Source organism: Alphaproteobacteria bacterium, from assembly GCA_040220875.1.
In the GTDB taxonomy this organism is placed as follows: Bacteria; Pseudomonadota; Alphaproteobacteria; order JAVJVX01; family JAVJVX01; genus JAVJVX01.
Map to the genome: position 1 here is coordinate 114,032 of JAVJVX010000005.1, position 24,844 is coordinate 138,875.

Consider the following 24,844-nt stretch of genomic DNA (forward strand, 5'->3'; position numbering starts at 1 on the left):
AAAGCGGAGGCTCCCGGCAAACGGGTCGCCGGGAGCCTCCTGTGAGGTCAGGATGCTGCCTGTTTGCCTTCTCGGATCATGCGCATTATGGCGTTCAGCGAATGCCGGCAGGTGATCTCGGTATCGGCGAAATTGATCTCCTTGAGGGAGCCCGAGCGCATTCCTGCCTGGGAACCTTCGCTTGTCGCGATGTCCTCACGGAAGGCGTCGCGCAGCAATGCGATCGACTGCTCCTGCGCAATCAACTGAGAGGCATTCTGAGCCGGAAAGAAGTGAAGCTCCGATTCCCAGCGTGTGGTGTTGGCGTCAATCGGCCAGAATTCGTGAATGAAAAAGAATCCGGCAGACGTGTCGAGCAGCCAGTTCGGGAAGACCCCGTTGATATCGAAAGAGTAATAGGGATCGTCATCCGGATTGATTCCGGGCAGCTTCCGGCGCGCGGCCTCCGCCCCCTGACTGAGGGAATCACCGATCTGAACGGCGAAAACCTCCGACGGCTTGGGCGTGTAATCCGGGTTGTAGGAGAAAGATGCGGCCCGGTTCTTTTCATAAAGCTCAAGATGATAGGGTCGGCACGTCGGATTACGGGCACCGGTAAAATACACGCCGATCGTGCCGGCATGCACCGTGTCCACGTGATAGCCTTCCTGGAAAGCGTCCAGGAAAAGTTTCCAGTTGGCTTTCAGCGTCGCGCCCCAGTGCCCGACTTCCACCATTTGTTCGGCCGGGAATTCGTCCAGCTTTTCGGCGAGGGGGCTGAGTTGCTGGCGGAGCGCTTCCTTCGGCTTTTCGGCAAAATTGATGAAGATAAAGCCGTTCCAGACCTCGCAATGAATCGCGTCGAGGTTCAGCTTGCTTTTATCGAGTGTGTGGAACTGCGATTCGTCGGGGATATGCTTGATCTTCCCTTCGGTGTCGTAGACCCAGCCGCGGAAGCGGCAAGTGAAGAATTTGCAGTTGCCATGATCGCCGTTACTGACATTGGTGCCCCGGTGCCGGCAGACATCGTAGAAGGCACGGATGACGCCATCGCGCCCGCGCACAATGATGGCGGACTTGTCCAGGCATTCCACTCGCTTGACGAAGAAATCGCCAGGATTGGGAATGCGCTCCACCCGCCCGGCCAGGAGCCAGACCTTGGAGAAGATATGCTCGCATTCGTCGGCGAGGAAATCCTCGGAAACAAAGGGCTCGATCGGGACGGGTCCGGTCCCCAGTTCCGGAAAACGGTCGGCGTTGAGCCGCTCCGTGGTGGTCAGATCGTATTTTTCGACGGCACTCATGGGCTATCTCCCTAAACCTGTTATTGCGCCACGACGGCATAGCGCCGCTTCACGGGCAGAACCTCGAATTTCTCGAATTCCACCGAGTTCGGCACGTCGGGCTGGTCGTAGAAATCGATCGCCGGCGCCACTTCCATCTGCATCAGGGCCAGTTCCAGAAGGTTGGCCTGCAGACGCGGCATTTCCATCAGCGGGAAGTCGTCGAGATAGGCGGCAATTTCAGCCATTCGCGGCATCATGATGTCGTAAAACTCGCGCAGCTTCGCCTGATCCTGGTGGACCCGGTAGTGGTTGCGCTCTCTCTCGGTCGGAAGCACCCATTCCGGCACGAAATGTTCGAGGTCCTCGAACCCCTCAGGCAGTTTTTGCCCCATCCCCGGTTCTCCTTTTTCGCGGCAGGTCTGGCCGACGATCCTACGGGCCCGCGCGCTGTTAGCTCACCCCCCGAAAGGATGGGTTTACGCGGCGCCCGGCGGCCGTTCCCCTGTCCGCGCCGGCCTGGCCGGCGCGCGACGGCCACAAAGTAGCACGCCGAAGTCGGCCGTCACCAGCGCCGGATTTCGGGGGATCGCCGGATTTCCAGCGGATTCTGGCCATAAAGGGACTGAAAACACGCTGGCAATCCGCGATTTGGGCCGATATACCTTGCCCCGGCGCTGCCGTAGCTCAGGGGTAGAGCACTCCCTTGGTAAGGGAGAGGCCGAGAGTTCAAATCTCTCCGGCAGCACCATCCGTCGGGCCCGGCCGGGTCCATGCCGGGCCGGGGCTATTCCACCGGCGGGCCACCCTGGTCGTACCAGGTCTTCAGATCGAAATACTCCCGCCAGGCCGCGATCCGGCCCTCGCCGTCGAATTCGAACAGGCCGACGATCGGCAGGGCCACCCTGGCGGTGCCGAAATCGAAATGATCGACGCGCTCGGTCACGACCCGCCCGCCAGCGGCGAAGATATCCAGAATTTCAAACCGGATCGATTGCACCGCGCTGAAGATGCCGCCGATAAAACCGCGGATCTCCTCCCGGCCCTTGAGCGGCTTCAGGGGCAAGTTGTGGTAAAGGGCGTCCGGGGCGAAGGCGTCGAGGATGGCATCGAGGTTCTTTTCCTCCCATGCCTTGCAGAAGTCGCGGACGATCTTCTCAAGCTCTTTCGCGCGGTCGCTCATTTATCCGTTCCGGCCATTAGCCGCCCGTAGCCGCGGCCTAGCGCCCAATCGTCTCCATTGCCGCCAGGCTCACGTCACCCTCGTCAAAGGGCACGTTAAAGAGAAGCTCCGGCCCCGTCAGATAAACCGTCGCGTGATTTCGCTGATAATCGATCATATTATCGAAAACATCGAAAACCACAGACCCTTTCGGATCGTCTTCCGTCGGAAACTGCCGGGCGCCGATGGTTTGAATTTTCCACAGTTCACCGCTCTTGTCGGCAATGACATTAAAGAGCGGAGCGTAGGACTGCTTGTCGATGTGCAGCAGCCGGCTGCCATAGGGATGGTCCTCGGGCGGGTAGGCCTTGAGCACGTAGACGTCCCGCGGTTCCCAATGGTCCTGCAGGTTCCAGTAGGGCGGCTTGTCCACGTCAATCCCGGGGTACGATTCGGTCGGCGTCCCACCATCCATGCGCCAGAGCTCGGTTTTACTGTTTGCGACGGCGAGGATCGTCCTCTCCCCCACCAGTTCAAACCCGTCATACCAGGTAGGATATGCCGAGAATCCGGCGAAGTCATCGGCGATAAGATCGGTGCTGCCGATCGCGTCCCGCCAGGACGAACCGGCAAGCCGCCGCGTCCGGCGCACCTCGCGCACATAGGCCCAGGTGTCGTCGAACTTGCCGGTATCATAGATGATGTTGAAGGTACCGACGCCCTTGATGTCCTGCGGCGCCATGGCGAACAGCATTGTCTTGGCGAATACATCGCCGTCCCCACGTGCCGGTGAGCCGCCCGCGCGCAGCAGGCCCTTCATCGCGTAGCGCCGGTACAGCCAGTTCTGCACCCGTTCGAGACCGCTGCCACCATTGATCAGGAGGAAGACAGTGTAGGGCTGGGACACCGTGTCCCCCCAGTTGCGCCCGCGCGCCACGTTCCAGATGATTTTGAGAGCCGCCTGGGGATCGTCCCCGCTCACATCGGGAAAGGGGATGCCCGCCGTCCAGCCCGAGATTTCGCCAGTCTCGGGATCAAGCACAACATCCTTCGAATAGCGCCGGGTCGACTCGGCAAAGCGCGGATCCACGTCGTGCGGCCGTGGATCGGCAAGCGTCAGCGTGAGCCCGTACTCGCGAATCTGCCAGAGCAGGCGTTCGGGCAGCAGGTCGCGCAGGGCTTGTCCGTGGAATCGCCGATCGAGGGAAGCCTCGACATTTTCCGGCCCGATGCGGTCACCCGCGCACAGATCGCCTCCGGCGCAGGCCGCACGCGCCGGCCCCGCCCCAAACAAGGTCAGGCAAACCGCGAACAGACATACGGACAGGGCGGCGGGGCCGAAAAACCGCGTCAGCGGCACGGATGTGAATAAGGGCATGCCCGGACAGCTCCAGTAGGGTGACAGTTACCTCTCATTTATAGCCTGAAGCTGCGGCGAAGCGAAACCGGCGGAAATCCGGCCCTGCCGGGTCTTCCGTCAGCGCCCCATCGCTTCCAGCGCGGGCAGGCTGATATCCTCTTCCTTCAACGGCGCATTCAGGGTGAGGTCCGAAGTCACCACAAAAGCAGTCGCATGATTGCGCTCGAAATCGATCATGGTCGCTGCCACATCGATATTGCCGAACTGGTCGGGCTTGTCCGCCAATGGCCACGGTCGGAACGCGAAAGTCTGCGTTTTGAAATGTTCGCCGTTCTTCGCGAAGATGAAGTTCCCGTAGCTGTTCCAGGTCTTGGCATCCACGTACATGATTTTTTTCAGATACGGGTGCTCTTCCGGCGGGATGGCCTCGACCACATGAACAGCGCGCGGCTCCCAGGTTTCGCGAAAATTCCAGTAGGGTGGCGACGTCACGTCGAGAGTTGGAAACTCCGCACGGCGCGTGCTGGCGGAGGTATCCCAGACCGGCACGGCAGCATGGGCGATCCCGAGAATGGTCGTGCGACCGAGATAGTTATAGGATTCGTACCAGGCGGGATACGCACCAAAAGTCAGCAGATCATCCGTCAGCCAGTCCGTGCCTCCGACCGCATCCATCCACGATGCGCCGGTCAGCCGCCTTGTCCGGCGGACCTCGCGGACATAGGCCCAGACGTCGTTGTACTGGCCGTTGTCGTAATGCACCGTGAAGGTGCCGAGCCCCTTGATGTCCTGCGGCGCGATCGAAAACAGAAGCTCCTTGTCGAAAATCGTGCCATCGCCCAGAACCGGCCCGCGCGGGCTGGCCACAAGGCCTTTCATGGCGAAACGCCGGTATCCCCAGTGCTGCACCCGCTCGATCCCGCTGGCGCCGTCGATCAGGATGAAGGCAAAGACCGGCTGGTCCAGCGTATCGCCCCGGTCACGCCCGCGCACCACGTTCCAGATCACCTTGGCCGCCGCATGGGGATCTGTTTCCGGATCGATCTCGGGAAACGGCACGCCGGCCTTCCAGCCGGTCACATCGTTGGTCTCCGGATGGAAGACCACATCGCCGGCATGGCGCGCCGTCGCGGCCTCGAACCGATCATGGCGGGGATAGGGCCGGGGCCGCGCCAGCGTCAGGGTCAGGCCCGTCTCGCGAATTTCCCGCTGGCGCTGGGGCGGGATCAGATCGGCGAGGCGGTAGCCCTCGAAGGTCTTTTCCAGATTGGCGTCAAGCGTGTCGGCCGAAACGACAAAGCCCGGGCACAGCCGGTCGCCGGCGCAACTTTCCCCGAGCGCTGTGGCGCTTCCCCCGCCTGCCAGGACGGAAACGAGGGCAAGCGGCCCGGCCAGGGCCTTCAGACATGACTTCATTGTGGCTCCCGCGTCAGAATTCGGCCAGCAGACGGCCGAATCCGGGAATCCTATCATCTATGCCGTTCTGGCGCAGGGCATACCAGTAGGTCGCGGTATTGATGGCAACGACCGGCTTGTCGAACCAGAATTCGGCCTTCGCCGCGACAGCCGCCATGGCCAGGTTGGTGCCCACCTGCACCAGGGCGTCCACATCGGGCCCGTTCAGCTCGATCAATGCGTCGCGCAGCTGCTGCGGGGAGACCTGAGCGATCTGGCTCGGGCTCGCACATTTGAGCCCCTTGAGCCGAACCACATCATAGCCGCTTTCGCTGAAGAACCGGATTACGTTCCTGTCGGCCACCGGCATATAGGGGGTCACCACCGCGATCCGGCGAATCCCGCCATACGCCTCAAGGGCAGCGCGGCAACCGTCGGAGCCCATCGCCACCTTCACGCCGGCCGTGTCCTCGAGCTTCCTGTGCAGCTTCTGGCTGCCCTCGGTCCCGTCCCAGAAGGTTTCCGCAGACATGCCCATGATCACGTAGTCGGGGTGGCAGGTCATGACGGATTCGATGGCGTCGGTCACGGCCGCCCGGATGTTATTGAGCATTACCATGAAGCTCTCGTCATCCGTCACCTTCGTATCGGGAATGACGGCGCGCGAAAAATGGTTGGTCACGCCGGGTGGGCGCATGTCGTCATACTCGGGCTGGACGGAGGTGTTGGTGGACGGCGCAATCACCCCGAACGTCTTACGAAAGCCAAGACTGTCGGTCATCGGATCCCTTCCCTCGTCATTCGAAACACCCGGCCCCGGGGTCTGCCTATTGGGCGGCTGTGGTCTTCATGTTTTCCGGCTTCCGGGACTCCAGCCGCGGCAGGATGTGATCCCGGAAATTGTCGAGATCGCCGATAAAATCGGGAAAGGCAAACATCGTCGCATCGATATGTGCTTCGTCGTAAATCCGGTCCAGATAATCGGCGACCGTCTTGTACGAGCCCACGAGCGTTGGCAGTCCCATGAACATCGATTTGCGCTTGAGGCTTTCCGACATACCTTCCGATTCGTCGAGTTCCGCCTGGCTGACGAGATTCCGCAACGCTCCCTCGTCCGCCCCGGCCACGATATGAGCGAATCGCTTGTGCGCATCCTCGTCGGTCTCGGCAGCAATGACGTTAAAGAGGCCGATCGTCCCCACCCTGCGGCCCAGCCTGCGCGCCTCTTTCTGCAATTCGGTGGTGATACCGTGGAAGGTGCGAATATCGCTTTCGATGTCATGGGTATTGCCGCCCGCGATCACGAAATTCCGGTCTCCCTTGGCGGCCGTGAAGTCAATCCCCTTCTTCGACTGGCCGGCGCAGACCAGCGGAATATAGGTGGAGGGCATCGGTTTTATTTCCGCATTGTCGAGTTGGAAAAACTGGCCCTTGAAATCGCACCGGCCGGTTTCCCAGAGGTCCCGCAATACCGTCACATACTCGCTTGCATAGTCGTAGCGCTTCTCGAAATGGCTGTCTCCGGGCCATAGCCCCATCTGCTTGAACTCATCCTTGTACCAGCCCGAGACGATGTTGAGTCCGAACCGGCCGGGGCACACGGCCTCGATCGTTACCGCCATCCGCGCGGCGACTGCGGGATGTAACGAAAGATTGGTGACCGACGGGATGAGCTTGATTCTGGAGGTAAGCGGCGCGAGCGATGCCGTCAGGGTAAAACTGTCGAGCGAGTAATCCCAGTATTCCGTCTCTCCCCCGAACCCCCGGAACTTCACCATCGACAGGGCGAAGTCGAAGCCCATTGCTTCGCAGCGCAGGGTTACGTCCCGGTTCAACTCCCAGGTTGGCCAGGTCTCCGGCACGTTTTTCGAGACAATGAACCCGCCTTTCGCGATCGGCAGGAAAATTCCGATTTCCATGAAGCCCCTCCCCGTCGGCCGAAGGACGCATCATCCCGCCATCCGCCGCCATGTCTTGCGCTTGTATAAATACGTATAATTTTGTATCATGCATTTTCTACATTCCGGCCGTCAATAGAGGTTTCGTACGATCATGGCCAGCGGCGATCACAAGGCGCTCCGCGAGTTCCGGGAGCAGCTCGGCATGACCCAGGCGGCTTTCGGCGAGTTGATGGGCGCCAAGCCCGCCTCCGTCTCGCACTGGGAAACGGGCCGGCGTCCCTTGCCTGCCCATATCGCCCGCCGGCTCGACGGGATCCGGCGCGAGCTCGAGGCCAGCCCCGGCGAAGGGGGCGATTCGGGCCGTCCACGAACGGTCGTGATCGGCGAGGTGCGCATGTCGGATGGACAGCTTTCGCCCTTTCCCTGGGACGCACCCATCGTCACCGTCCCCTCGCCCCCGATCGATACCGTCAGGGATATGCGCGCGGTGATCCTGCGTGACGAGGGAGACAACGTTGAGATCAACGGCTGGATCGCCTTCTTCGAGCTTTCCCACAGGCTGCAGAAAAACGGGCTGTCGATTATCAAGCTGGCGGATGGGCAGAGCTTTTGCGGCTTTCTTCGCGACCAGGATGACGGGCTGGCGGTTGAAAGCTTTTTCGGCAAGCTGCGCGCGACCGGCGTCGAGGTGGACTCCTGTTATCCGGTGCTCTGGATGAAAGCGCCCGAGGGCGAAACTGAAAACAGCGGTGACGAGGAGGCGGAAGCAGACCCGGCCGCTTCGCCCCGTCAGTCAAACAGCGCGTCGATATCGTCCTGATTGAGCGCCGGTCCGCTTCCGGACGCGGCTTTCTGCGTTTCGCCGACAGCGAGGTCCCGGTCGCGAAGATCACCGTGGATGATGGCGCTCGCCCGGTCCACGAGGCCCTGCAACTCGCGGGTTCCCGTGCGCGCTGCCTCCGCCACGACCGTGACCTCGCCGCCATCGACAAGTCTGGCGAGCTGCCCGACATGGTACATGACCGCGGTTTCGAGATCGGCGACCACCTGATCAAACGGCTTGCGAAAGCATGCCGGCGCCACCGCATAGGCTTCTATCGCGACAGGGCCGTCGGACAATCCGCTATTGCGAAAATGACTGACATAATCCACGGGTTTCCAGGCGCGCGCGTCCTCGAGACATTCCGGCATTTCCGGAATCAGCTCGAGCAGCATGATGATTTCGTTGAAATGGTTCAGATAATCGGTCGCCAGAAAGGTCTCGGCGTGAACATTTGTCTCCACGAGGCGCGGCGCCAGCCGGGCGCGCGCGGGCGCGTCGCTGTCCTGGACAACCTCCGTTTCCTCGATCTGCCCTGCCGTCTGATCCCGCACCGCCTTCACCATCCCGCCCCGTTACCAGCTGCACGCTAGGCGGACAGCGTTTACAGGGACTTAAAGTTTGCGCCCAAAACGGCCCCGATCCGCGATTTTTTGTCCCGATTTTTGCCTCGACCCGCAATCGTATGCCGCCGGCCAGATATCCTCACCAGCCGTCGCGATGAATGTCCACAAGGGCCGGAATTTGTTCCCACCGCCGGCGCCCGAATCCGCATTCCGTCGCCGCGGCGAAATCGTCCACAAAATTCTTGTCGGTCCCGATCTGCTCCGGCACTGGTCGCGCCTGGTATGGATCCGGCGCCGACCTGGCGTCATGCGCAACAAAACATTTCCATGACATTTCCATAACGGCCGATAGACTGCCGCCCTCTGGCCAGCCCGGACCCAACCGTGGCGGGACAACGAGATCCGATCAGGGGGTGAAGGGCGGTGCAATCGTTCGACGGAATATTCGAGACGATTTTCTGGATTCTGATCGCGGCCAATATGGCGGCCCAGCTATCTGTGCAGAGCCTGACAGGGCTGATGGTCACCCATTGGGGGATACGGGTGAACTACACCCGTAAAATCAATCATTTCTGTCTTTTCTTTTTTCCCATGGCGCTGTCCGTCGGCCTGGAGTTCCGTGACGATCTCGGCACCTTCATCGTCAAGAGTGTCCTGGCCGTTGGCCTGCTTGCGGTTTACGTCGAGCCGATGCGTCGGAAGATCGGCTGGATCGCCTTGATGTTCCGCTCCTACGACCGGCCCGAGGACAGGCCTTACACCCTGTTATGGCTGTCGACCCAGATCGCGGTCGCCTGTGTTGTCGCACTCGTCCTGATGGCCCTGATGCTGGACACCGGCTATCCCGAGCTGTTTCTGATCGCGATCATCGTCAACGGGCTGGGGGACGGCCTGGCCGAGCCCGTCGGCGTCCGGTTCGGGCGACATAAATTCCGGACACGGGCGCTCTTTTCCGACCGCACCTATACCCGCAGCCTGGAAGGCAGCGCCTGCGTTTTTCTGAGCGGGTTTCTGGCGGTCTGGCTTTATCAGGCCGGCGCGCAATCGGGGCAGTTCATCGGCGCGCCCCTGACCCAGGCGCAGCTTTGGCTGGCCTATGCCACGCTCCCCGTCGCCATGACCCTGGCCGAGGCGTATTCGCCCCATACCTGGGATTCGCCCTTCCTGTTCCTTGTCGGCGGCGGCCTGCCACTCCTGATCGTGACCCTGGTCTGAAGACACACCTAGGCCGCGGGGGCCGCGGGGGCCGCGGGGGACGCGGGGGACGCGGGGGCCGCGGGGGTGGCGCCATCCTCTGACTGAGCGGGCGGGATCGCCGGGGCGGAAAGCCGGCGGCTGCATTCCGGCGCGGCCAGAGTCGGCTCGCAAGTGACCGTTTCTTCCACCGCGGGCGTGGCATAACTGGCCATGCCGGCCGCGCGGATGCGCTCGCCCGATTGGGCATAGGCCTTGACCTCGGGCAGGGCGGTACAGCCCGTCCCGGCAAGGCCAAGCGCGAGCGCCCCGGCCATCAGAAATTTTTGCAATCCGTCCATCCTTGTCGCGTCCCGGTTGGCGATGCGCCGGCCAGACTACGACCAACCCCTTAGGGAATGGTTAGGGGAATAATCGCCAGCCGGATCAGGCGTTTACGTCGATCACCGTGCGCCCGCGCACCCTGCCCTGGATGATTTCCTCGGCCAAGTCCGGCACCGCCGCAAGCGGCGCCATCTCGATCATGGCGTCAAGCTTGTCGAGCGGCAGCTCCCGGGCGAGCCGGTCCCAGGCGACGCGGCGTTCCTCGGGGCGCGCGAGGGGCGTATCGACGCCCAAGAGGTTGATGCCCCGAAACAGGAACGGCAGCACCGTGGTGTGCAGTTCCCGCCCGCCGGCCAGCCCGATGGACGCGACGCTGCCCCGGCTCTTCAGCGCGAGCAGGATGTTGGCCAGCGTGGCACCGCCGACATTATCGATGGCGCCGGCCCAGCGTTCGGCCAGCATGGGCTTGTCCGTGGGCGCCGACAACTCGGCGCGGTCGATGACGTCGCGCGCGCCGAGATCCCTGAGATACGAATCCTGATCGCGCCGGCCCGTCGAGGCCACCACATCGTAGCCAAGATTGGCCAATATCGCGGTAGCGAGGCTGCCAACCCCGCCGGCGGCTCCAGTGACCAGAACCTCGCCCTGGTCGGGTGCCAGTCCCATGCGCTCCATCCCCATGATCCCCATCATCGCGGCCAGCCCGGCTGTGCCGATCGCCATGGCCCGAATGGGATTGAGGGACAAGGGCAGCGGTGTGATCCAGTCACTTCGGACGCGTGCCATCTGTGCGAACCCGCCCCAGTGGCGCTCGCCAATGCCCCAGCCGGTCACGATGACGTGCTGGCCGGGCGACAGGGTGGCCTCGGCGCTATCGACCACTTCGCCGACGAGATCGATTCCGGGAACCAGCGGGTACGGCCCGGCGCGCGGCCCGAAGCGGCCCGTGGTGATCATCCCGTCCTTGTAATTCAGGCTGGAGAAAAGCACCCGCAGGGTCACGTCGCCCTCCGGCAAGCGTTCGACCGGCAATTCGGTCAAGGCAGACGAATATGTCGCGTCCTTCCCCTCTCCGGTCTGGGAGACCAGCACGGCCTTGAACGAATCACTCATGGTCTTCTCCTCAGGTCAATCTGGCGCTACAGGCACTCGGTGAAACGCACCGCCTCGCCCCGCGGCTTGCCCGTCAGTTCGTCGTCGATCATCACGCTGGAGCCGCGAATAACCGTGCGCACCGGCCATCCCGTGACTGTCTTGCCGTCAAAAGGCGTCCAGCCGCATTTGCTGGCCATATCGGCGTCGCGGATTTCGCGCTGCGCCTTCAGGTCCACAAGGGTGAGATCCGCATCATAGCCGACGGCGATCCGGCCCTTGCGCGCGATGTTGTAGATCCGGGCCGGGCCGGCGGATGTCAGGTCGACAAAGCGCTCCAGCGTCAGCCGGCCTTCCGCCACGTGATTGAGCATGACCGGGACCAGGGTCTGCACACCCGGCATGCCCGCCGGACTGCCCGGATAGGGCCTGGCCTTTTCCTCTCGCGTATGCGGGGCATGGTCCGAGCCGATGACATCCACGATCCCCTGTTCGACGCCCTGCCACAGCCCGGCGCGGTGGGCGCCATCCCGGATCGGCGGGTTCATCTGCGCCAGGGCGCCCAGACGTTCGTAGCAGTCAGGCGCCTCCAGCGTGAGATGCTGGGGCGTGACCTCGACCGTGGCGATATCCTTGAAGCCCGACAGGAGCCGGATTTCATCCGCCGTCGTGATATGGAGCACGTGGACACGCCGGCGGGCATTCGCGGCCATGAACAGAACGCGCTCGGTGGCGCGTATGGCGGTCTGCTCGTCGCGCCAGACCGGATGAAACCGGGGGTGCCCGCCTTCCTTCGCGAGGTGAGCGCGCTCGCGCAGGCGGTCCTCGTCCTCGGCATGAATGGCGACGCGCCGGGTGCCGTTGGCCAGCGCGCGGGCGAGGATTTCCGGATCCTTGACGAGGAGGGATCCGGTGGAGCTCCCCATGAAGATCTTGACGCCGGCGCAGCCCGGCAGGCGCTCCAGCGTGGCCAGCCGATCGACGTTCTCCGCCGCACATCCCATGAAGAAAGCGAAATCGCACCAGGCTCGGCCGCGGGCGCGGCTCACCTTGTCAGCCAGATCGCGTTCCGTCAGCGTGCTGGGGTTGGTGTTGGGCATCTCGAAGATCGCCGTCACGCCGCCCAGCGCCGCCGCCGCTGTGCCGGTCGCCAGGTCTTCCTTGTGCTCCAGACCGGGCTCGCGAAAATGCACCTGGCTGTCGATCACACCGGGCAGGACATGCAGTCCCCGCGCGTCCACCTCGTTCTCGGCCGAAGCTCCCGACAGATCGCCGATTTGCGCAATGCTCTGCCCGTTGATGCCAATATCCGCCGGCACAACTCCTTGTGGCAGAGCGGCAGTGGCATTACGGATGATCAGGTCAAACCGATCGCTCACGCGGAAGATCCTTTCAGGCAGTCAGCATAGAACGCCCGATACTGCCCGACCACGGCCTGCTCCGTAAACCTGGCATCGAATTCAACCCGGGCGCCGGCCACGATGCGCTGGCGAAACTCCTTGTCCTGCAGGACCTGACGCATGGCTGCCGACAGGGCAGCGACATCGTCGATCGGCACCAGCACCCCGTTTTCGCCCGAGCGAATGAGCCCCTTGGGGCCGGCCGCGGCGGCGGCGATGAGCGGGACGTCCTGTGCCCAGGCCTCGATCATCACTGTCCCGAAAGGTTCGTAGCGTGAGGGCATGACACAAAGATCGCTCGCCGCCAGGAGCGCCTCGCGGTCATCGCGCCAGCCGAGAAACCGTATCCGCTCGGCGGCCCCCACGCGCCGCGCCAGCTCTTCCAGCTCAGCTCGAAGCTCGCCCTCGCCCGCGAGCCAGAGATACGCCTCAGGCACATCGGCCATCGCCCTGATGAGGATATCGAAGGCTTTTTTCCAGTGCAGCCGACCCAGGGCGAGGATCACCGGCGCGCCTTCGGGCGTCTCAAGACTTTCGCGCGGGACGGGCGGGACTTTTCTTGTCGCGGCGAAGGTCGGGATGTAATGCGCCCGGTCGTCGGGCCACCCGCCGGCCACCTGATGGGCGCGGATATCAGGGGTGACACCCACCAGATGGTCGCAATGACGATAATTCGCGACCTTGTAGTAGCCGCCGAACCAGCCGACATGGACAAACGGCCAGGTCCCGTCGCGCGAGGGCACGAACCGGGTCGCCCGGTTCATCCAGCTTTGCACGATATCGGGCTTCGTCTCGCGAATGAGCCGCGCCAGCTTGCGCCGGGTGGTGAAATCGAACATTCCACCGAACGGGAGTTCGACCGGGTAGATGGAATGCCGCCCGAGCGCCTCGGCGCGCCCCGGGTTGCGCCGGATGACCACAATCTGATCCAGACCCGCGCGATGCAGGCCCGAGACAAGATCGACGAAATAGGTCTCCGCCCCGCCATGCAAAGCGCCCGCCATGATCTGCATCACGCGCATCAGGGAAGCAGCCTTTCGAATTCGGCCGCCGCCTGATCCCACCCCCAGTTGCGCTGCCGGGCCAGCGCCGCCTGGTGCTGGCGGTGCCAGAGTGCGTCATCACCAAGAAGCGCCACGGCTGACCGCGCGAAAGCATCGTCATCAGCGGCGATGAAGCCCGTCTCGCCATCGACGATGCGCTCGCGCACGGCGCCGATATCCTGGATTACCGCCGGCACGCCCATGGCCTGGGCCTCGCCGAGAGCCAGACAATACGTCTCGCCCGGATCGCCGCGATAGAGGATCGCGCGGGCCGACGCCAGTTCCCGGACCAGCACGTCCTTCTGAACCGGCTCGCGCAGCCGGACGCCCTGATCGGCCAATGCGCGCGCCCGGTCCAGGACCGCCTTCATTTGTGCCGCCTTCCGGTCGCCGGCCGCACCATAGGTGCTGGCGCCGGAAAAGACATGAAGCTCGGCCGCCGGAAGAGCCGGATGGATGTCGCGCGCCCAGAGCTCGAGCAACCAGTCGAGTGATCGCAGCGGGTTGGACGTGAAGATCGCGCGCGGGGGCGGCGGCGCGGCGGCCGGTTCTCCGATGCGGAATCTTTCCTCGATGCCATAGGGAAGAATAACCCGCCCGCCATCGGGCGCCCAGGCGGGATAGGTTGCGAGGTGACTGCGGCCGGAAAAAATGATCACGGGCCGCCACCGGGCGAGACGCCAAAGGTAGCGGAACTTGAGGAGATATTGCGCCGGGTTGTGGATCCAGAAGATCCGGCGGCGCGCGCCGGGAAACCCGTCGAGCAGACGGTAACTCCTGTTGGCGACATAAAGATCGGGCTGCTCGGGCGCAGGCGTGTCCAGCGGCGCCCAATCGACTCCGTTGACCACCGCCGCGGCCGGACAGTTGTTGCGGACAAACACCTCATGTCCGCGCCCGGCAAGCGCCTCGGCGAGCGAGACGAAGGCCGATTCGGCGCCACCCAACGCCCGCTCGGTCAGGGTATGCCCGTCAAAGGCGATCCCGTCATCGGTCATCACCACCCGCGCCATCACGCGCCCTCGTCGCCGGTATCGCCGGACCCCTCGAGGCGCGCCTTGGCATAGGACAAAATCGGGTAGAGCCCGGCGAAAAGCGCAATCAGAAACCCGTACAGCCCTTCCCGATAGCCCTTGCGGCGGATGAAGCATTTGTAGAAGCGCGAGAAAATCCGCCGGATATTGGGCCAGAGCCGGCCCGGATCGCCACTGTCGCGCAGATCGGCCGCGCGCAGTGTGGTATAGCGATCGAGCCGGCGGATCATGTCCGAGATATCGCGATCAACATAATGGTTGAGCGCCGTCTCCAGCGCCTCGCCCTCGCGGCCACGAAAGCGGATTCGCGGGTGAACCCGCTCATCTCCCCAGCTCTTGTAGCCTTTCCGGAAGAGGCCCATGTAGGCCGACTTCCCGAAATACGCGCCCCAGCCGTACTGCACGAGGCGATCGCCGATGTAATTGGCGACCGGGATGCGATGATAGTGGTCGCGCGAGGTGGCGACCATCGCGCCAATTTCGCGGGCCAGGACGGAGTTGACCCGCTCATCCGCATCGACTTCGAGAATCCACGGACCTCGAGCCGCCTCAATTCCCGCGTGCCGGCGCGGCCCTTCCCGCTCCCAGCTTCCTTCCACGAGGCGATCGGTGAAGCTGGCCGCGATCTCTTTCGAGCCGTCCGTGCATCTGTCAAGCACGACCACGATCTCATCGGCGAAATCAAGGCGTTCGAGGCAGGCGGCGAGCTGATGGGCCTCGTTGTGCACGACAACAACGGCGGAAAGCTGGGCTGGGTTGGCGGGCGTGTCCAATCGGGGCCTCGGCAGGCTGGGCGGGATGAGGACGGCAAGCCCGATGTTATAGGGACCGTCCCGCCCCTTGCCAAGCAGCGCGGCCCGCCGGGACACCCCTTGCCAAACCGCAGCTCCGTGCTTAGGTGAGAAGTGCTTTGATGTTTCGTTTTTTCCAGGTCTCCGCCCGCATATGTCCGAGGTCAGCCAAATCGTTCCCCTCCCTGCCCGGGGCCTGCTGCGCCTGACCGGCCCGGACCGTGTCACCTTCCTCGATAATCTCGTTTCCAACGACATCACCACGCTGGCGGCCGACCGGGCGGTGTACGCCACATTGCTGACCCCGCAGGGCATGTTCCTTCATGATTTTCTGATCGTGGCCAACGGTGAGGCGCTCGTCCTCGATTGCGAGCGCGAGCGGGCCGAGGACCTGAAAACACGGCTCTTGCGCTACCGGCTTCGATCGAAGGTCGATATCTCGGACGAGAGCGCCGAGCGCGACGTGGCGGCACTCCTCAATGCGACCGACGGCGCCATCCCGAACGCGGGCGCGGACACCCTTGTGTACCGCGATCCACGTCATCCGGACCTGGGACACCGGGTGATTTTTCCCGCCGGCACGATCAATGACGTCGCCGCCCGGCTGGGCGCGTCGGTCACCGATTTCGACCTTTACGAAACGCGTCGCCTGAGCCATGGCGTGCCCGATGGCAGCCGCGACATGGCGGTCGGCAAGGCGCTCCTTCTGGAACATGGGATCGACCGCCTCAACGGCATCGACTGGGACAAGGGCTGCTACATGGGTCAGGAGTTGACGGCCCGAACGCGCTATCGCGCCAATATCCGCAAGCGGCTGATGACGATTCGTGCCGATGCCCCGCTCCCGCCGTCGGGAACGCCGGTCATGGCCGGAGATCAGACCGCGGGCGAGATGAAATCATCCACGAACGGGATCGGCCTCGCCCTGCTGCGGCTCGACTCCCTGCCGGACCCGTCTTCGGATGACGCCCCCCTGACAGCCGATGGTATGCGGCTCGAAGTTTTTGATCATGGATCGACCGGATGATCCCCGAATTTTCGCGCATCCGGCGCGGGCTTTAGGCTTTCGTCAGGAATTGAGCCACAGACTCGCGGGCGAAGCCGCACCAACCCCTGGGAAAGGCCGAGCCATGAGCGAGAGTTCCCAAGCCATCCCGCCGGATGGCAGGGCTGCCACGGAAGACCGGGACAGGCTGGCGGAGGCCGAGGAATCTGTCGCGGCGCTGGCGGCCCAATATCCGAACTGGGTCGGGCAGGAAATTGCCCGGGCGCGGGATGTGCTGGGCGATCGCGCCGGCAACCTGTCGCCCGACGAGACCGGACGGCTTTTCGGCGTCGTACACGATATCAAGGGCCAGGGCGGCAGCTTCGGCTATCCATTGATCAGTGAAATCGCGGGCATGCTGTGCGAATTGCTGCGCGCGGGCCCGGTGGCCGAGCCGCGGCGCGACATCTGTCTCGCCCATCTCGAGGCATTGTCACTCGTGGCCGAGCACCGCATCGCCGGGCCGGGCGGCGCGGCCGGGCAGGCACTCGTCACCCGGCTGCGCGATCTGTCATCATCCCCCTAGCGGGCGGCGGGCGGCCGGCTCAGGCGTCAACGGGCTCGGACGATTCCTCGAGGGCGGCGCGGGCCGCGGCCAGCCGGGCGATCGGCACCCGATAGGGCGAGCAGGAAACGTAATCCAGCCCCACCCGTTCGCAGAAATAGATCGAGGTGGGATCGCCGCCATGCTCGCCGCAAATGCCGAGCTTAAGCCCGTCGCGGGCCGCCCGGCCGCGTTCTGCCGCGATGCGGACGAGCTGGCCCACGCCATCGATATCCAGGGTGACGAAGGGGTCCGTACCGAAGATGCCTTTCTGCAGATAGGCCTCCATGAAGTTCTGCGCATCGTCGCGCGACAGCCCGAGCGTCGTCTGCGTCAGATCGTTCGTGCCGAAGCTGAAGAATTCGGCCGTCTCGGCAATGTGATCTGCCGCCAGCGCCGCGCGGGGCAACTCCACCATGGTGCCCACCAGGTAGTCGACCTTGACTCCGGTCTGGCTCCTCGCATCTTGTGCCGCCTTGTCGATGACCTCCTTCAGAATATCGAGTTCACGCCGGGTGGCGACAAGAGGCACCATGATCTCGGGCAGCACCTTGTCCTTGCCCTTCTTGATGACATCGCTTGCCGCCTCGAAAATGGCCCGCGCCTGCATTTCGTAAATCTCGGGATAGGTGATTCCGAGCCGGCAGCCGCGATGGCCCAGCATCGGGTTCGCTTCCTTCAACCGGATGGCCCGCTGGCGCACCTCGTCGACCGATTTCTCGGTTGCGCGGGCAAGATTTTCCATCTCCTCGTCCGTATGCGGCAGGAATTCGTGCAGCGGCGGGTCAAGGAGACGAATGGTCACCGGCAGGCCCGACATGATCTCGAACAGTTCGACAAAATCCTGGCGTTGCATGGGTTCGATCTTGTCGAGCGCCTTACGCCGTCCCTGCACGTTTTCGGCCATGATCATCTCGCGCATGGCGAGAATGCGGTCGTCCTGAAAGAACATGTGCTCGGTCCGGCAAAGGCCGATGCCTTCGGCGCCGAATTCGCGAGCCACTTCCGCGTCGCGCGGCGTTTCGGCATTGGTACGCACACGCAATCGGCGCACCGAATCGGCCCATTCCATGATCTGGGCAAAATTGCCCGAGAGGTCGGGCTTGACCATCGGCACCTCGCCCAGCAGCAACTCGCCCTTCTCGCCGTCGAGGGTTACCATGTCGCCGGCCTTGAGAACCGTATCGCCTATCGTCATGGTGGCGTCGGCATAGCTGATGCGGAATTCGCCTGCCCCCGCGATGCAGGGCCGGCCCATGCCGCGCGCCACCACGGCCGCGTGGCTGGTCATGCCGCCGCGGGTCGTGAAGATGCCCCTGGCCGCGTGCATGCCGTGGATATCCTCGGGGCTCGTTTCGATGCGCGCCAGGATCACGGCTTCGCCGCGCGCCGTCCGCGCTTCCGCATCGTCGGAGCTGAACACGATCCGGCCCGACGCCGCGCCGGGTGACGCCGGCAGGCCGCGGCCGAGCACTTGGCGCTCGGCCTTGGGGTCGAGCGTCGGATGCAGAAGCTGGTCGAGGGAGGCGGGATCGATTCTCTTGATCGCTTCCTCGCGGGAAATCAGCCCTTCCTCGACCATGTCGACCGCGATCTTGAGCGCCGCCGCCGCGGTACGTTTCCCGTTCCGGGTCTGCAGCATGTACAGCGTGCCCTTCTGAACGGTGAACTCGATATCCTGCATGTCGCGATAATGCTTTTCGAGCTGGGCGCGGACCTCCACCAGTTGCCCGAACACATCCGGCATGACCTCTTCCATTGCAGGCAGGTCGGAACCATTGGACTTGCGGCCGGCAACCGTCAGGTGTTGCGGCGTGCGGATGCCTGCAACAACGTCCTCCCCCTGCGCGTTGACGAGGAACTCGCCATAAAACTCCTTCTTCCCGGTGGAGGGGTCGCGTGTGAAAGCGACGCCCGTCGCACAGTCCCCGCCCATGTTGCCGAACACCATGGCCTGCACGTTGACCGCCGTTCCCCATTCAGCGGGGATGTTGTGCAGCCGTCGGTAGGTCCGGGCACGCTGGTTCATCCAGCTCTTGAAGACGGCGCCGATCGCGGCCCAGAGCTGGTCGCGCACATCCTGCGGGAAGGGCTCGCCGAGCTCCTGCTGGATCTTTTCCTTGTAGATGCCAATCAGATGCTTCCAGTCACCGGCCGAAAGCTCGGTGTCCAGATCAAAGCCCTTGTCCGCCTTGTGCAGTTGCAGCTCTTCCTCGAAGACATGATGCGGCACGCCGAGCACAACATCGCCAAACATGGTGATGAAACGCCGGTAGCTGTCATAGGCGAACCGCTCGTCCCCGCTGTGCCGGGCGAGGCCTTCCACGGTTTCGTCGTTGAGACCGAGATTGAGAACGGTGTCCATCATGCCAGGCATGGAGGCGCGGGCACCCGAGCGTACGGACACGAGGAGGGGGTTGGAAGCGTCACCGAATTTGGCGCCGGTGCGCCTCTCGACCAGTGCGAGAGACTCGTTCACCTGCTCCGCAAGATCGTCGGGATAGCTGCGATCGTGATCATAGAAATAGGTGCACACCTCGGTGGTGATGGTGAAGCCCGGCGGCACCGGCAGACCGAGATTGCTCATCTCCGCCAGATTGGCGCCCTTGCCGCCCAGCAGTTCGCGCAGCCCCGCCATCCCCTCGGCCGCGCCATCGCCAAAGCTGTAGACCCATTTCGTCATCCCTGACCTCTTTTTCCCTGACCCGTGTTGCTTTCAGAACCGGCCGATTCTCCTTCCACCCGGGAGAAGTCGGCCACTTCCTCGATAGCCCCGCCCACCTCGCTCAGCAGGCGCAGCCGGTTTTCCCGAAGGCCGGCATCGGTGGCGTTGATCGTCACCTCATCAAATAGCACATCAAGTACCGGCCTGAGACTCGCCAAATGCCCCATCGCGGCCTCGAAATCCTCCTTTTCGAGCGCCCGCCGGACCGGCTGACGGATTGCCGTCACCGCCTCGAAGGCCGCCCTTTCCGCCGGCTCCCGGAGCAGGTCGGCCGAGACGGGGCCTGGCGTGAAGCCACCCTTGGCCGTTTCCGCACGCACGATATTCATCGCCCGGCGATAGGCAATCAAGAGGTTGCCCCCGGCCTCGCTGTCGAGGAACGCCTCGAGGGCGGCGACGCGGGCAAGCAGCCGGACCAGATCATCTTCCGCCCCGACGCCATCCGTCGCCGTCTTTCGGGCCGCGAAAGCAGCGGCGATCAGGTCGTGGCGAACGCCCTGTTCGCGCAGCCCGGTCTTGAGACGGTCGGCAATGAACCCGAGCAGATCGCTGGCCACGTCGCGGCTGGCGCCGGCCGCCCCAAAGACGGGGTCAAGCGGCAGGCGCAGCCCGTTTTCGAGGATCAGCCGGATCACGCCGAGCGCCGCCCGGCGCAGTGCGTAAGGATCCTTTGAGCCCGTCGGCTTCTCGTCGATGGCGAAGAATCCCGCCAGCGTGTCGATCTTGTCGGCCAGCGCCAAAGCCACGGTGACGGGAGCCGCGGGGCAGGCATCACCGGGCCCCTGTGGCGCGTAATGATCGCGGATCGCATCCGCCACTTCTGCGTGTTCGCCGTCACCGAGGGCGTAATAGCGCCCCATGACGCCCTGGAGTTCCGGAAACTCGCCCACCATGCCGCTGGTCAGATCGCATTTGGCAAGCCGCGCGGCGGAGCGCACCCGATCCCCGTCGGCGCCCGGTACATGGCGGGCGATGGCGACGGCCAGCGCCTGCACGCGGTCCGCCTTGTCGTCGAGCGTGCCGAGGCGGGAGTGAAAGGTGATTTCCTTGAGCCGCGCGGCCCGGCTCGCGAGTGTCTGGCGCCGGTCCTGATCCCAGAAGAACTTGGCGTCGGACAGCCGCGCGCGGAGCACGCGCTCGTTCCCCGCGATTATGGCGGCGCCGTCATCGTCGGTTTCCATGTTGCTGACCAGGAGAAACCGGTCGGCCAGCCGGCTCGTCCCGGTATGCAGGGCGAAATAGCGCTGGTGCTTGCTCATGGCGGTGACCAGCACCTCGGGCGGCAGATCCATGAACGCGGAATCGATCCGGCCCATCCGCACGACGGGCCATTCGACCAGGCCCGCCACCTCGTCGAGAAGTCCGCCCTCCGCGCCAAGCCGAAGGCCGTGATGTCGGGCCAGCGCCTCGGCCGATTGCCGGATGAAGTCACGCCGCTCCTTGCCGTCGAGCATGACGAAGGCGTTGTGCAGCTTTTCGCCGTAATCCCGGAAGTTCCTGACCCGGACGGGCCCGGGCGCAAGAAACCGGTGACCCGATGTCCGGCCGGTAAATTCGATCGCCGCGCCGCCCAGATCCACCGCCCCCTTGAGCACCTTGCCATCGAACAGGGCGAGGACGGAGAGAAGCGGCCGGACCCAGGCGAAATCGGTCTCGCCCCAGCGCATGGATTTTGGCCAGCCGAGCCCGCCGATGGCCGCGCCGACAAGGCCGGGCAGGACCTTTTCCGCCCGTTCGCCAGCGACATGACGGGAGCTGAAATAGAACATCCCCTTGTCGGTTTCGCGAAGCTCGGCCTCATCGATCGAGTCGAGCCCGGCGGACTTGAGAAACCCCTCGATCGCCCGGGCCGGCGAATCGGGCCGCGGCCCCTTGCGCTCGATCACCTGATCGGCCTGACGGAGCGGCAGGTCCGGCACCACAAGGGCGAGACGGCGGGGCGTGACCAGTGCTTCAGCCCTGGCCGGATCAGCGGGCGCGAGACCGGCCGCCGCCAATTCGTCCAGCACGAGCGTGCGGAATGTCCCGGCCGCGCGATCCTGCATGCGCGCCGGGATCTCCTCGGACAGGAGCTCGATCAGGAGCTCAGCCATTGCCCGTCCCGGTTTCCGATTCGAGCCACAACCGGCAACAGGCGCGCGCCAGCTCGCGCACGCGCAGAATATAGCTTTGACGCTCCGCCACGCTGATCACGCCACGCGCATCCAGAAGATTGAAGGTGTGGCTGGCCTTGATGCACTGATCATAGGCCGGCAGGGCCAGGCCGGCCTTTACCAGCTTGGCGCATTCCCCCTCGGCGTCGGCGAAGTGGCGGATCAGTGCTTCCGTGTCGGCCTGTTCGAAATTGTAGTGAGAGAATTCACGCTCGCCCCGCTTGAAGACGTCGCCATAGGTGATGCCCTGCCCGTTCCAGTCCAGATCGTAGACATTCTCGACCCCCTGGATATACATGGCGAGGCGTTCGAGCCCGTAAGTGTATTCCACCGTCACGGGCTTGCACTCGAACCCGCCCACCTGCTGGAAATACGTGTACTGCGTGACTTCCATCCCGTCGCACCAGACCTCCCAGCCGAGCCCCCATGCCCCCAGCGTGGGGCTTTCCCAGTCATCCTCGACGAAGCGGATGTCATGGGCCAGCGGGTCGATCCCGAGATGGCGCAAACTGTCGAGGTAGAGGGCCTGGGCATCGTCCGGAGACGGCTTCAGCACCACCTGGAACTGGTAGTAATGCTGGAGCCGGTTGGGATTGTCGCCATACCGCCCGTCTGTCGGCCGGCGGCAGGGCTGGACATAGGCGGCGCGCCAGGGCTTGGGGCCGAGGGCCCGCAGGGTGGTCGCCGGATGAAACGTGCCCGCCCCCATCTCCATGTCGTAAGGCTGGAGCAGCACGCAGCCCTGATCGGCCCAGAAGCTTGCCAGACGCAGGATGAGCGACTGGAAATCATCCGCCTTTCCCCCGGCTTTCGGGGCGGTTTCTCTCGATTTCTGGGCCACGCGCCTGGGTCCGCGGAAAGGGGCAAAGCGTCTGAAGAACGGCCGCCGGCGGCGCCGGCGAAAGTTGGGCGGAACCTACCGGGATGGGGGGGACCGGTCAATAACGACCGGCCGCGCCTAGAGGCCGAAACGGCCCCAGAGGGCGCGTTCCTCGACGGCTGCCAGAAGCTGGTCGGCCCAGAGCCCCGGCTCCCCCACCCCGCCGCCGGCGGCCCGTGCACCTGTGAAGGTTGGACGCCGAAACAGGGCCCGGCTGCCGCCTACCGGCTTGATCCGCACCTTGTCGCCGAACCGGCTCTTGAGGACCGAGGTCATGTCGCCGATCCCGTCGATCAGGCCAAGGTCGAGGGCCTGTCCGCCGGACCAGAAGGCGCCCGAGAAAACCACATCGTCCGCGCCCTTGAGCCGCCGGCCGCGGCGCTCGCGCACGTGACGGATAAAGTCCTCATGCACGCGTTTCTGGATTTCCCTGAGATGGGCCACGTCACGCGCATCCTCCGGGCGAAAGGGGTCGAGCATACCCTTGTTCTCGCCCGCGACGTGAAGCCGGCGCTCCACACCCATCCTGGCAAGAAGCTCTGGGAATCCGAAGCCGGAGAAGACGACCCCGATGGAGCCGATGATCGAATTGCGGTCGGCGAAGATTTCGTCTCCGGCCGTGGCCAGCCAGTAGCCGCCCGATGCCGCGACATCTTCGGCGAAGGCCAGCACCGGCACATCCTTTTCCCGCGCCAACTGGCGGATACGAGCGGCGATCAGCGAGGATTGCACCGGCGAGCCGCCCGGTGAATTGACTTGCAACGCCACCGCCGTCAGGCGGGAGGGACGAAAGGCCTTCTCGATGGTGCTCGACAGCGATTGCATGGAGAGGGCCTGGCGCAGGCGGCTGCCCTGCCCGATCGCCCCCGAGAGGCGCAGCACGGTGACGAGCGGCCGGCCCCGACCCCACAATCGGCCCAGCGCGTTTTCGGCGGTTGTAACCATCGGGAAAGACTATGTCAGGGTGAGGCACCCTGCCAAGCGCCACCATTCAGGGATCGCCAGGGGTCGCCAGGGATCACCAGGGACCGGCAAGGACCCGCAGCGACCGGCCCGTCCCGCGTGCGGCTGTCAGGCAAGATCGAGCCCTTCGCCCTGGCGCAGCACGCGCTCGGCCGCCGCCGAATAGCTTCCATCCGACTCGTGCAGGACGAGTCCCGGCAGGAACACGGTCGGCCCCGTCTCGCTTTTGCGCCCCTGCACCAGAACACGCTTCGCCGTGCGGCCGGATTTCGGCTGGAGCGGAAAAACACGGAGCCTTCCGGTAATCCACGTCATGCCGTCGAGAAGCTCTGCCAGGCGGTCGGCCCGATGGATAAGGGTCACACTCCCCCCGGGACGGACGAAACGTTCCGCCGCGCGAAGCCAGGGTGAGAGTCCGTCCGCCCCGGCCACCGTGGCGCGCGCGCGGCGCCAGTGCGGCGATGGCCTTGCGCGCTGGCCGTCGAGATAGGGCGGGTTGGCCATGACGTGATCGAAACTCGCGGGCACGAGATCGAGTGCCGGATCACGGATGTCGCCCTCGATCACCTCGAACCGCCCGGCCACGTCATTACCGGCCGCATTTTCCCGCGCCAGCAGGGCCGCCTCGGAATCAATTTCGACACCCGCTACGTGCGATTCGGGTGAGCGGGCAAGCAGGCAAAGCCCCGCCCCGCCCACGCCGCAGCCCAGGTCCAGCACCCTGTCGCCCGGTCGTGCGGGCACCACCGCGGCCAGAAAGACCGTATCCACGGCCACGCGGAAGCCGCGCCTCGGCTGGCGCAGCCTGACCCGGTTATCAAGCAGCCCGTTGAGCGTCGTGTCCCGGGGCGCGGCGGACGCCCTGTCAGTCGTCGTCATGAGATCCCGCTTCCATCATGTCGGGCCCGGCGGGATCGGCCGCCGCCAGAAGACGGCGCGCGCGGGCGGCATCATCATCGCCGACCGTCAGCCGGCGGGGTATGGCGAGGATGCTCCCTTGCAGAATACTCGCGTGTTCGTCCAGCACGACGGCCTCTATTCCAGCCGCTTGCAACAGCGCCTGGGCCCAGGACAGGCGAACGAGATCGGTGGTTTCGAGGACGGCGCGCATGGCACTCCCTTGCCGTTCCGACCGCCGCCGGCCCCAGGATGGCAAGCGGGCCCGGGGGCGATGACTTCAATCTGGTCTC

At 64.3% G+C, this 24,844-nt stretch carries 25 protein-coding genes and 1 tRNA gene; 5 read left to right on the forward strand and 21 right to left on the reverse strand.

The window, feature by feature from the left end:
• Nucleotides 1-47: 47 nt before the first annotated feature.
• Together RLQ26_02820 and RLQ26_02825 are read right to left on the reverse strand one after the other, a co-directional pair.
• Nucleotides 48-1,283, reverse strand: a complete 1,236-nt coding sequence (locus tag RLQ26_02820) for an aromatic ring-hydroxylating dioxygenase subunit alpha (protein ID MEQ9087656.1) — start codon at nt 1,281-1,283, stop codon at nt 48-50.
• A gap of 20 nt (nt 1,284-1,303) precedes the next feature.
• A complete protein-coding gene (locus tag RLQ26_02825; protein ID MEQ9087657.1) occupies nt 1,304-1,657 on the reverse strand; it encodes a hypothetical protein in 354 nt (117 codons plus the stop codon).
• A gap of 281 nt (nt 1,658-1,938) precedes the next feature.
• Between RLQ26_02825 and RLQ26_02830 the strand changes: the two genes are divergently transcribed.
• A tRNA-Thr gene (locus RLQ26_02830) sits at nt 1,939-2,013 on the forward strand.
• A 36-nt stretch (nt 2,014-2,049) separates the two neighbouring features.
• On the opposite strand, the gene RLQ26_02835 is transcribed toward RLQ26_02830, so the two are convergent.
• The 5 genes from RLQ26_02835 to RLQ26_02855 all read right to left on the reverse strand — a co-directional run bounded on the left by RLQ26_02835 (nt 2,050) and on the right by RLQ26_02855 (nt 7,098).
• Nucleotides 2,050-2,445 (reverse strand): limonene-1,2-epoxide hydrolase family protein, encoded by a 396-nt coding sequence (locus RLQ26_02835; GenBank protein MEQ9087658.1) that lies wholly within the window; start codon nt 2,443-2,445, stop codon nt 2,050-2,052.
• A gap of 37 nt (nt 2,446-2,482) precedes the next feature.
• Nucleotides 2,483-3,802, reverse strand: a complete 1,320-nt coding sequence (locus RLQ26_02840) for a DUF1329 domain-containing protein (GenBank protein ID MEQ9087659.1) — start codon at nt 3,800-3,802, stop codon at nt 2,483-2,485.
• Nucleotides 3,803-3,901: 99 nt separating this feature from the next.
• The gene (locus RLQ26_02845; protein ID MEQ9087660.1) at nt 3,902-5,200 is read right to left on the reverse strand and encodes a DUF1329 domain-containing protein; all 1,299 of its coding nucleotides are present in this window, start codon (nt 5,198-5,200) and stop codon (nt 3,902-3,904) included.
• A gap of 13 nt (nt 5,201-5,213) precedes the next feature.
• The gene (locus RLQ26_02850; protein ID MEQ9087661.1) at nt 5,214-5,960 is read right to left on the reverse strand and encodes an arylmalonate decarboxylase; all 747 of its coding nucleotides are present in this window, start codon (nt 5,958-5,960) and stop codon (nt 5,214-5,216) included.
• A gap of 46 nt (nt 5,961-6,006) precedes the next feature.
• Nucleotides 6,007-7,098 carry an LLM class flavin-dependent oxidoreductase gene (locus tag RLQ26_02855; GenBank protein MEQ9087662.1) on the reverse strand — a complete coding sequence of 364 codons (1,092 nt, stop codon included), beginning with the start codon at nt 7,096-7,098 and terminating at the stop codon, nt 6,007-6,009.
• A 133-nt stretch (nt 7,099-7,231) separates the two neighbouring features.
• Here RLQ26_02855 and RLQ26_02860 point away from each other — a divergent pair, with 133 nt between their 5' ends.
• Nucleotides 7,232-7,900: a helix-turn-helix domain-containing protein gene (locus RLQ26_02860; GenBank protein ID MEQ9087663.1), complete on the forward strand. Its 669-nt coding sequence runs from the start codon at nt 7,232-7,234 to the stop codon at nt 7,898-7,900.
• Here RLQ26_02860 and RLQ26_02865 read toward each other — a convergent pair.
• Together RLQ26_02865 and RLQ26_02870 are read right to left on the reverse strand one after the other, a co-directional pair.
• Complete coding sequence (locus tag RLQ26_02865; protein ID MEQ9087664.1) at nt 7,870-8,454, reverse strand: hypothetical protein; 585 nt, start codon at nt 8,452-8,454, stop codon at nt 7,870-7,872. The two genes, RLQ26_02860 and RLQ26_02865, sit on opposite strands and share 31 nt — an antisense overlap.
• A gap of 151 nt (nt 8,455-8,605) precedes the next feature.
• The gene (locus RLQ26_02870; GenBank protein MEQ9087665.1) at nt 8,606-8,734 is read right to left on the reverse strand and encodes a hypothetical protein; all 129 of its coding nucleotides are present in this window, start codon (nt 8,732-8,734) and stop codon (nt 8,606-8,608) included.
• 155 nt (nt 8,735-8,889) lie between these two features.
• On the opposite strand from RLQ26_02870, the gene RLQ26_02875 reads away from it, so the two are divergent.
• Entirely contained in the window at nt 8,890-9,681 is a 792-nt protein-coding gene (locus RLQ26_02875) for a hypothetical protein (protein MEQ9087666.1), read from the forward strand.
• A gap of 8 nt (nt 9,682-9,689) precedes the next feature.
• Here RLQ26_02875 and RLQ26_02880 read toward each other — a convergent pair whose 3' ends face one another.
• The 6 genes from RLQ26_02880 to RLQ26_02905 form a co-directional block, all read right to left on the reverse strand.
• Entirely contained in the window at nt 9,690-10,001 is a 312-nt protein-coding gene (locus RLQ26_02880) for a hypothetical protein (protein ID MEQ9087667.1), read from the reverse strand.
• 85 nt (nt 10,002-10,086) lie between these two features.
• Nucleotides 10,087-11,097 (reverse strand): MDR family oxidoreductase, encoded by a 1,011-nt coding sequence (locus RLQ26_02885; protein ID MEQ9087668.1) that lies wholly within the window; start codon nt 11,095-11,097, stop codon nt 10,087-10,089.
• Nucleotides 11,098-11,123: 26 nt separating this feature from the next.
• Nucleotides 11,124-12,455 carry a dihydroorotase gene (locus RLQ26_02890; protein MEQ9087669.1) on the reverse strand — a complete coding sequence of 444 codons (1,332 nt, stop codon included), beginning with the start codon at nt 12,453-12,455 and terminating at the stop codon, nt 11,124-11,126.
• Complete coding sequence (locus RLQ26_02895; protein ID MEQ9087670.1) at nt 12,452-13,498, reverse strand: glycosyltransferase; 1,047 nt, start codon at nt 13,496-13,498, stop codon at nt 12,452-12,454. The genes RLQ26_02890 and RLQ26_02895 overlap by 4 nt, the downstream gene beginning before the upstream one ends.
• Nucleotides 13,498-14,532 carry a glycosyltransferase gene (locus RLQ26_02900; GenBank protein ID MEQ9087671.1) on the reverse strand — a complete coding sequence of 345 codons (1,035 nt, stop codon included), beginning with the start codon at nt 14,530-14,532 and terminating at the stop codon, nt 13,498-13,500. Before RLQ26_02900 ends, RLQ26_02895 begins: the two co-directional genes overlap by 1 nt.
• Complete coding sequence (locus RLQ26_02905) at nt 14,532-15,422, reverse strand: glycosyltransferase family 2 protein (protein MEQ9087672.1); 891 nt, start codon at nt 15,420-15,422, stop codon at nt 14,532-14,534. Before RLQ26_02905 ends, RLQ26_02900 begins: the two co-directional genes overlap by 1 nt.
• 76 nt (nt 15,423-15,498) lie before the next feature.
• On the opposite strand from RLQ26_02905, the gene RLQ26_02910 reads away from it, so the two are divergent.
• Together RLQ26_02910 and RLQ26_02915 are read left to right on the forward strand one after the other, a co-directional pair.
• Nucleotides 15,499-16,371 (forward strand): folate-binding protein, encoded by an 873-nt coding sequence (locus RLQ26_02910; protein ID MEQ9087673.1) that lies wholly within the window; start codon nt 15,499-15,501, stop codon nt 16,369-16,371.
• Between the two features lie 103 nt (nt 16,372-16,474).
• Nucleotides 16,475-16,915 carry an Hpt domain-containing protein gene (locus RLQ26_02915; protein MEQ9087674.1) on the forward strand — a complete coding sequence of 147 codons (441 nt, stop codon included), beginning with the start codon at nt 16,475-16,477 and terminating at the stop codon, nt 16,913-16,915.
• Nucleotides 16,916-16,934: 19 nt separating this feature from the next.
• Here the strand turns inward: RLQ26_02915 and ppdK are convergent, their stop codons facing one another.
• From ppdK to RLQ26_02945, 6 genes are all read right to left on the reverse strand, one after another.
• The gene (ppdK, locus tag RLQ26_02920; GenBank protein MEQ9087675.1) at nt 16,935-19,616 is read right to left on the reverse strand and encodes a pyruvate, phosphate dikinase; all 2,682 of its coding nucleotides are present in this window, start codon (nt 19,614-19,616) and stop codon (nt 16,935-16,937) included.
• On the reverse strand, nt 19,613-21,751 hold the full coding sequence (glyS, locus tag RLQ26_02925; protein MEQ9087676.1) for a glycine--tRNA ligase subunit beta: 2,139 nt from the start codon (nt 21,749-21,751) through the stop codon (nt 19,613-19,615). The genes ppdK and glyS overlap by 4 nt, the downstream gene beginning before the upstream one ends.
• The gene (locus tag RLQ26_02930; protein MEQ9087677.1) at nt 21,744-22,652 is read right to left on the reverse strand and encodes a glycine--tRNA ligase subunit alpha; all 909 of its coding nucleotides are present in this window, start codon (nt 22,650-22,652) and stop codon (nt 21,744-21,746) included. The genes glyS and RLQ26_02930 overlap by 8 nt, the downstream gene beginning before the upstream one ends.
• A 117-nt stretch (nt 22,653-22,769) precedes the next feature.
• Nucleotides 22,770-23,636 carry a S49 family peptidase gene (locus tag RLQ26_02935; protein MEQ9087678.1) on the reverse strand — a complete coding sequence of 289 codons (867 nt, stop codon included), beginning with the start codon at nt 23,634-23,636 and terminating at the stop codon, nt 22,770-22,772.
• Nucleotides 23,637-23,762: 126 nt separating this feature from the next.
• The gene (locus tag RLQ26_02940; protein MEQ9087679.1) at nt 23,763-24,533 is read right to left on the reverse strand and encodes a methyltransferase; all 771 of its coding nucleotides are present in this window, start codon (nt 24,531-24,533) and stop codon (nt 23,763-23,765) included.
• Nucleotides 24,520-24,765: a DUF2007 domain-containing protein gene (locus tag RLQ26_02945; GenBank protein MEQ9087680.1), complete on the reverse strand. Its 246-nt coding sequence runs from the start codon at nt 24,763-24,765 to the stop codon at nt 24,520-24,522. Before RLQ26_02945 ends, RLQ26_02940 begins: the two co-directional genes overlap by 14 nt.
• Between the last annotated feature and the right edge of the window lie 79 nt (nt 24,766-24,844).

Bases quoted from the DNA above. Each gene is read 5' to 3' on its own strand.
- RLQ26_02895 (MEQ9087670.1), bottom strand. From the start codon at position 13,498: ATGCGCGTGATGCAGATCATGGCGGGCGCTTTGCATGGCGGGGCGGAG.
- RLQ26_02935 (MEQ9087678.1), bottom strand. From the start codon at position 23,636: ATGGTTACAACCGCCGAAAACGCGCTGGGCCGATTGTGGGGTCGGGGC.
- RLQ26_02820 (MEQ9087656.1), bottom strand. From the start codon at position 1,283: ATGAGTGCCGTCGAAAAATACGATCTGACCACCACGGAGCGGCTCAAC.
- RLQ26_02860 (MEQ9087663.1), top strand. From the start codon at position 7,232: ATGGCCAGCGGCGATCACAAGGCGCTCCGCGAGTTCCGGGAGCAGCTC.
- RLQ26_02880 (MEQ9087667.1), bottom strand. From the start codon at position 10,001: ATGGACGGATTGCAAAAATTTCTGATGGCCGGGGCGCTCGCGCTTGGC.
- RLQ26_02945 (MEQ9087680.1), bottom strand. From the start codon at position 24,765: ATGCGCGCCGTCCTCGAAACCACCGATCTCGTTCGCCTGTCCTGGGCC.
- glyS (MEQ9087676.1), bottom strand. From the start codon at position 21,751: ATGGCTGAGCTCCTGATCGAGCTCCTGTCCGAGGAGATCCCGGCGCGC.
- RLQ26_02885 (MEQ9087668.1), bottom strand. From the start codon at position 11,097: ATGAGTGATTCGTTCAAGGCCGTGCTGGTCTCCCAGACCGGAGAGGGG.
- RLQ26_02845 (MEQ9087660.1), bottom strand. From the start codon at position 5,200: ATGAAGTCATGTCTGAAGGCCCTGGCCGGGCCGCTTGCCCTCGTTTCC.
- RLQ26_02855 (MEQ9087662.1), bottom strand. From the start codon at position 7,098: ATGGAAATCGGAATTTTCCTGCCGATCGCGAAAGGCGGGTTCATTGTC.
- RLQ26_02910 (MEQ9087673.1), top strand. From the start codon at position 15,499: ATGTCCGAGGTCAGCCAAATCGTTCCCCTCCCTGCCCGGGGCCTGCTG.
- RLQ26_02940 (MEQ9087679.1), bottom strand. From the start codon at position 24,533: ATGACGACGACTGACAGGGCGTCCGCCGCGCCCCGGGACACGACGCTC.
- RLQ26_02840 (MEQ9087659.1), bottom strand. From the start codon at position 3,802: ATGCCCTTATTCACATCCGTGCCGCTGACGCGGTTTTTCGGCCCCGCC.
- RLQ26_02835 (MEQ9087658.1), bottom strand. From the start codon at position 2,445: ATGAGCGACCGCGCGAAAGAGCTTGAGAAGATCGTCCGCGACTTCTGC.
- RLQ26_02825 (MEQ9087657.1), bottom strand. From the start codon at position 1,657: ATGGGGCAAAAACTGCCTGAGGGGTTCGAGGACCTCGAACATTTCGTG.
- ppdK (MEQ9087675.1), bottom strand. From the start codon at position 19,616: ATGACGAAATGGGTCTACAGCTTTGGCGATGGCGCGGCCGAGGGGATG.
- RLQ26_02900 (MEQ9087671.1), bottom strand. From the start codon at position 14,532: ATGGCGCGGGTGGTGATGACCGATGACGGGATCGCCTTTGACGGGCAT.
- RLQ26_02915 (MEQ9087674.1), top strand. From the start codon at position 16,475: ATGAGCGAGAGTTCCCAAGCCATCCCGCCGGATGGCAGGGCTGCCACG.
- RLQ26_02850 (MEQ9087661.1), bottom strand. From the start codon at position 5,960: ATGACCGACAGTCTTGGCTTTCGTAAGACGTTCGGGGTGATTGCGCCG.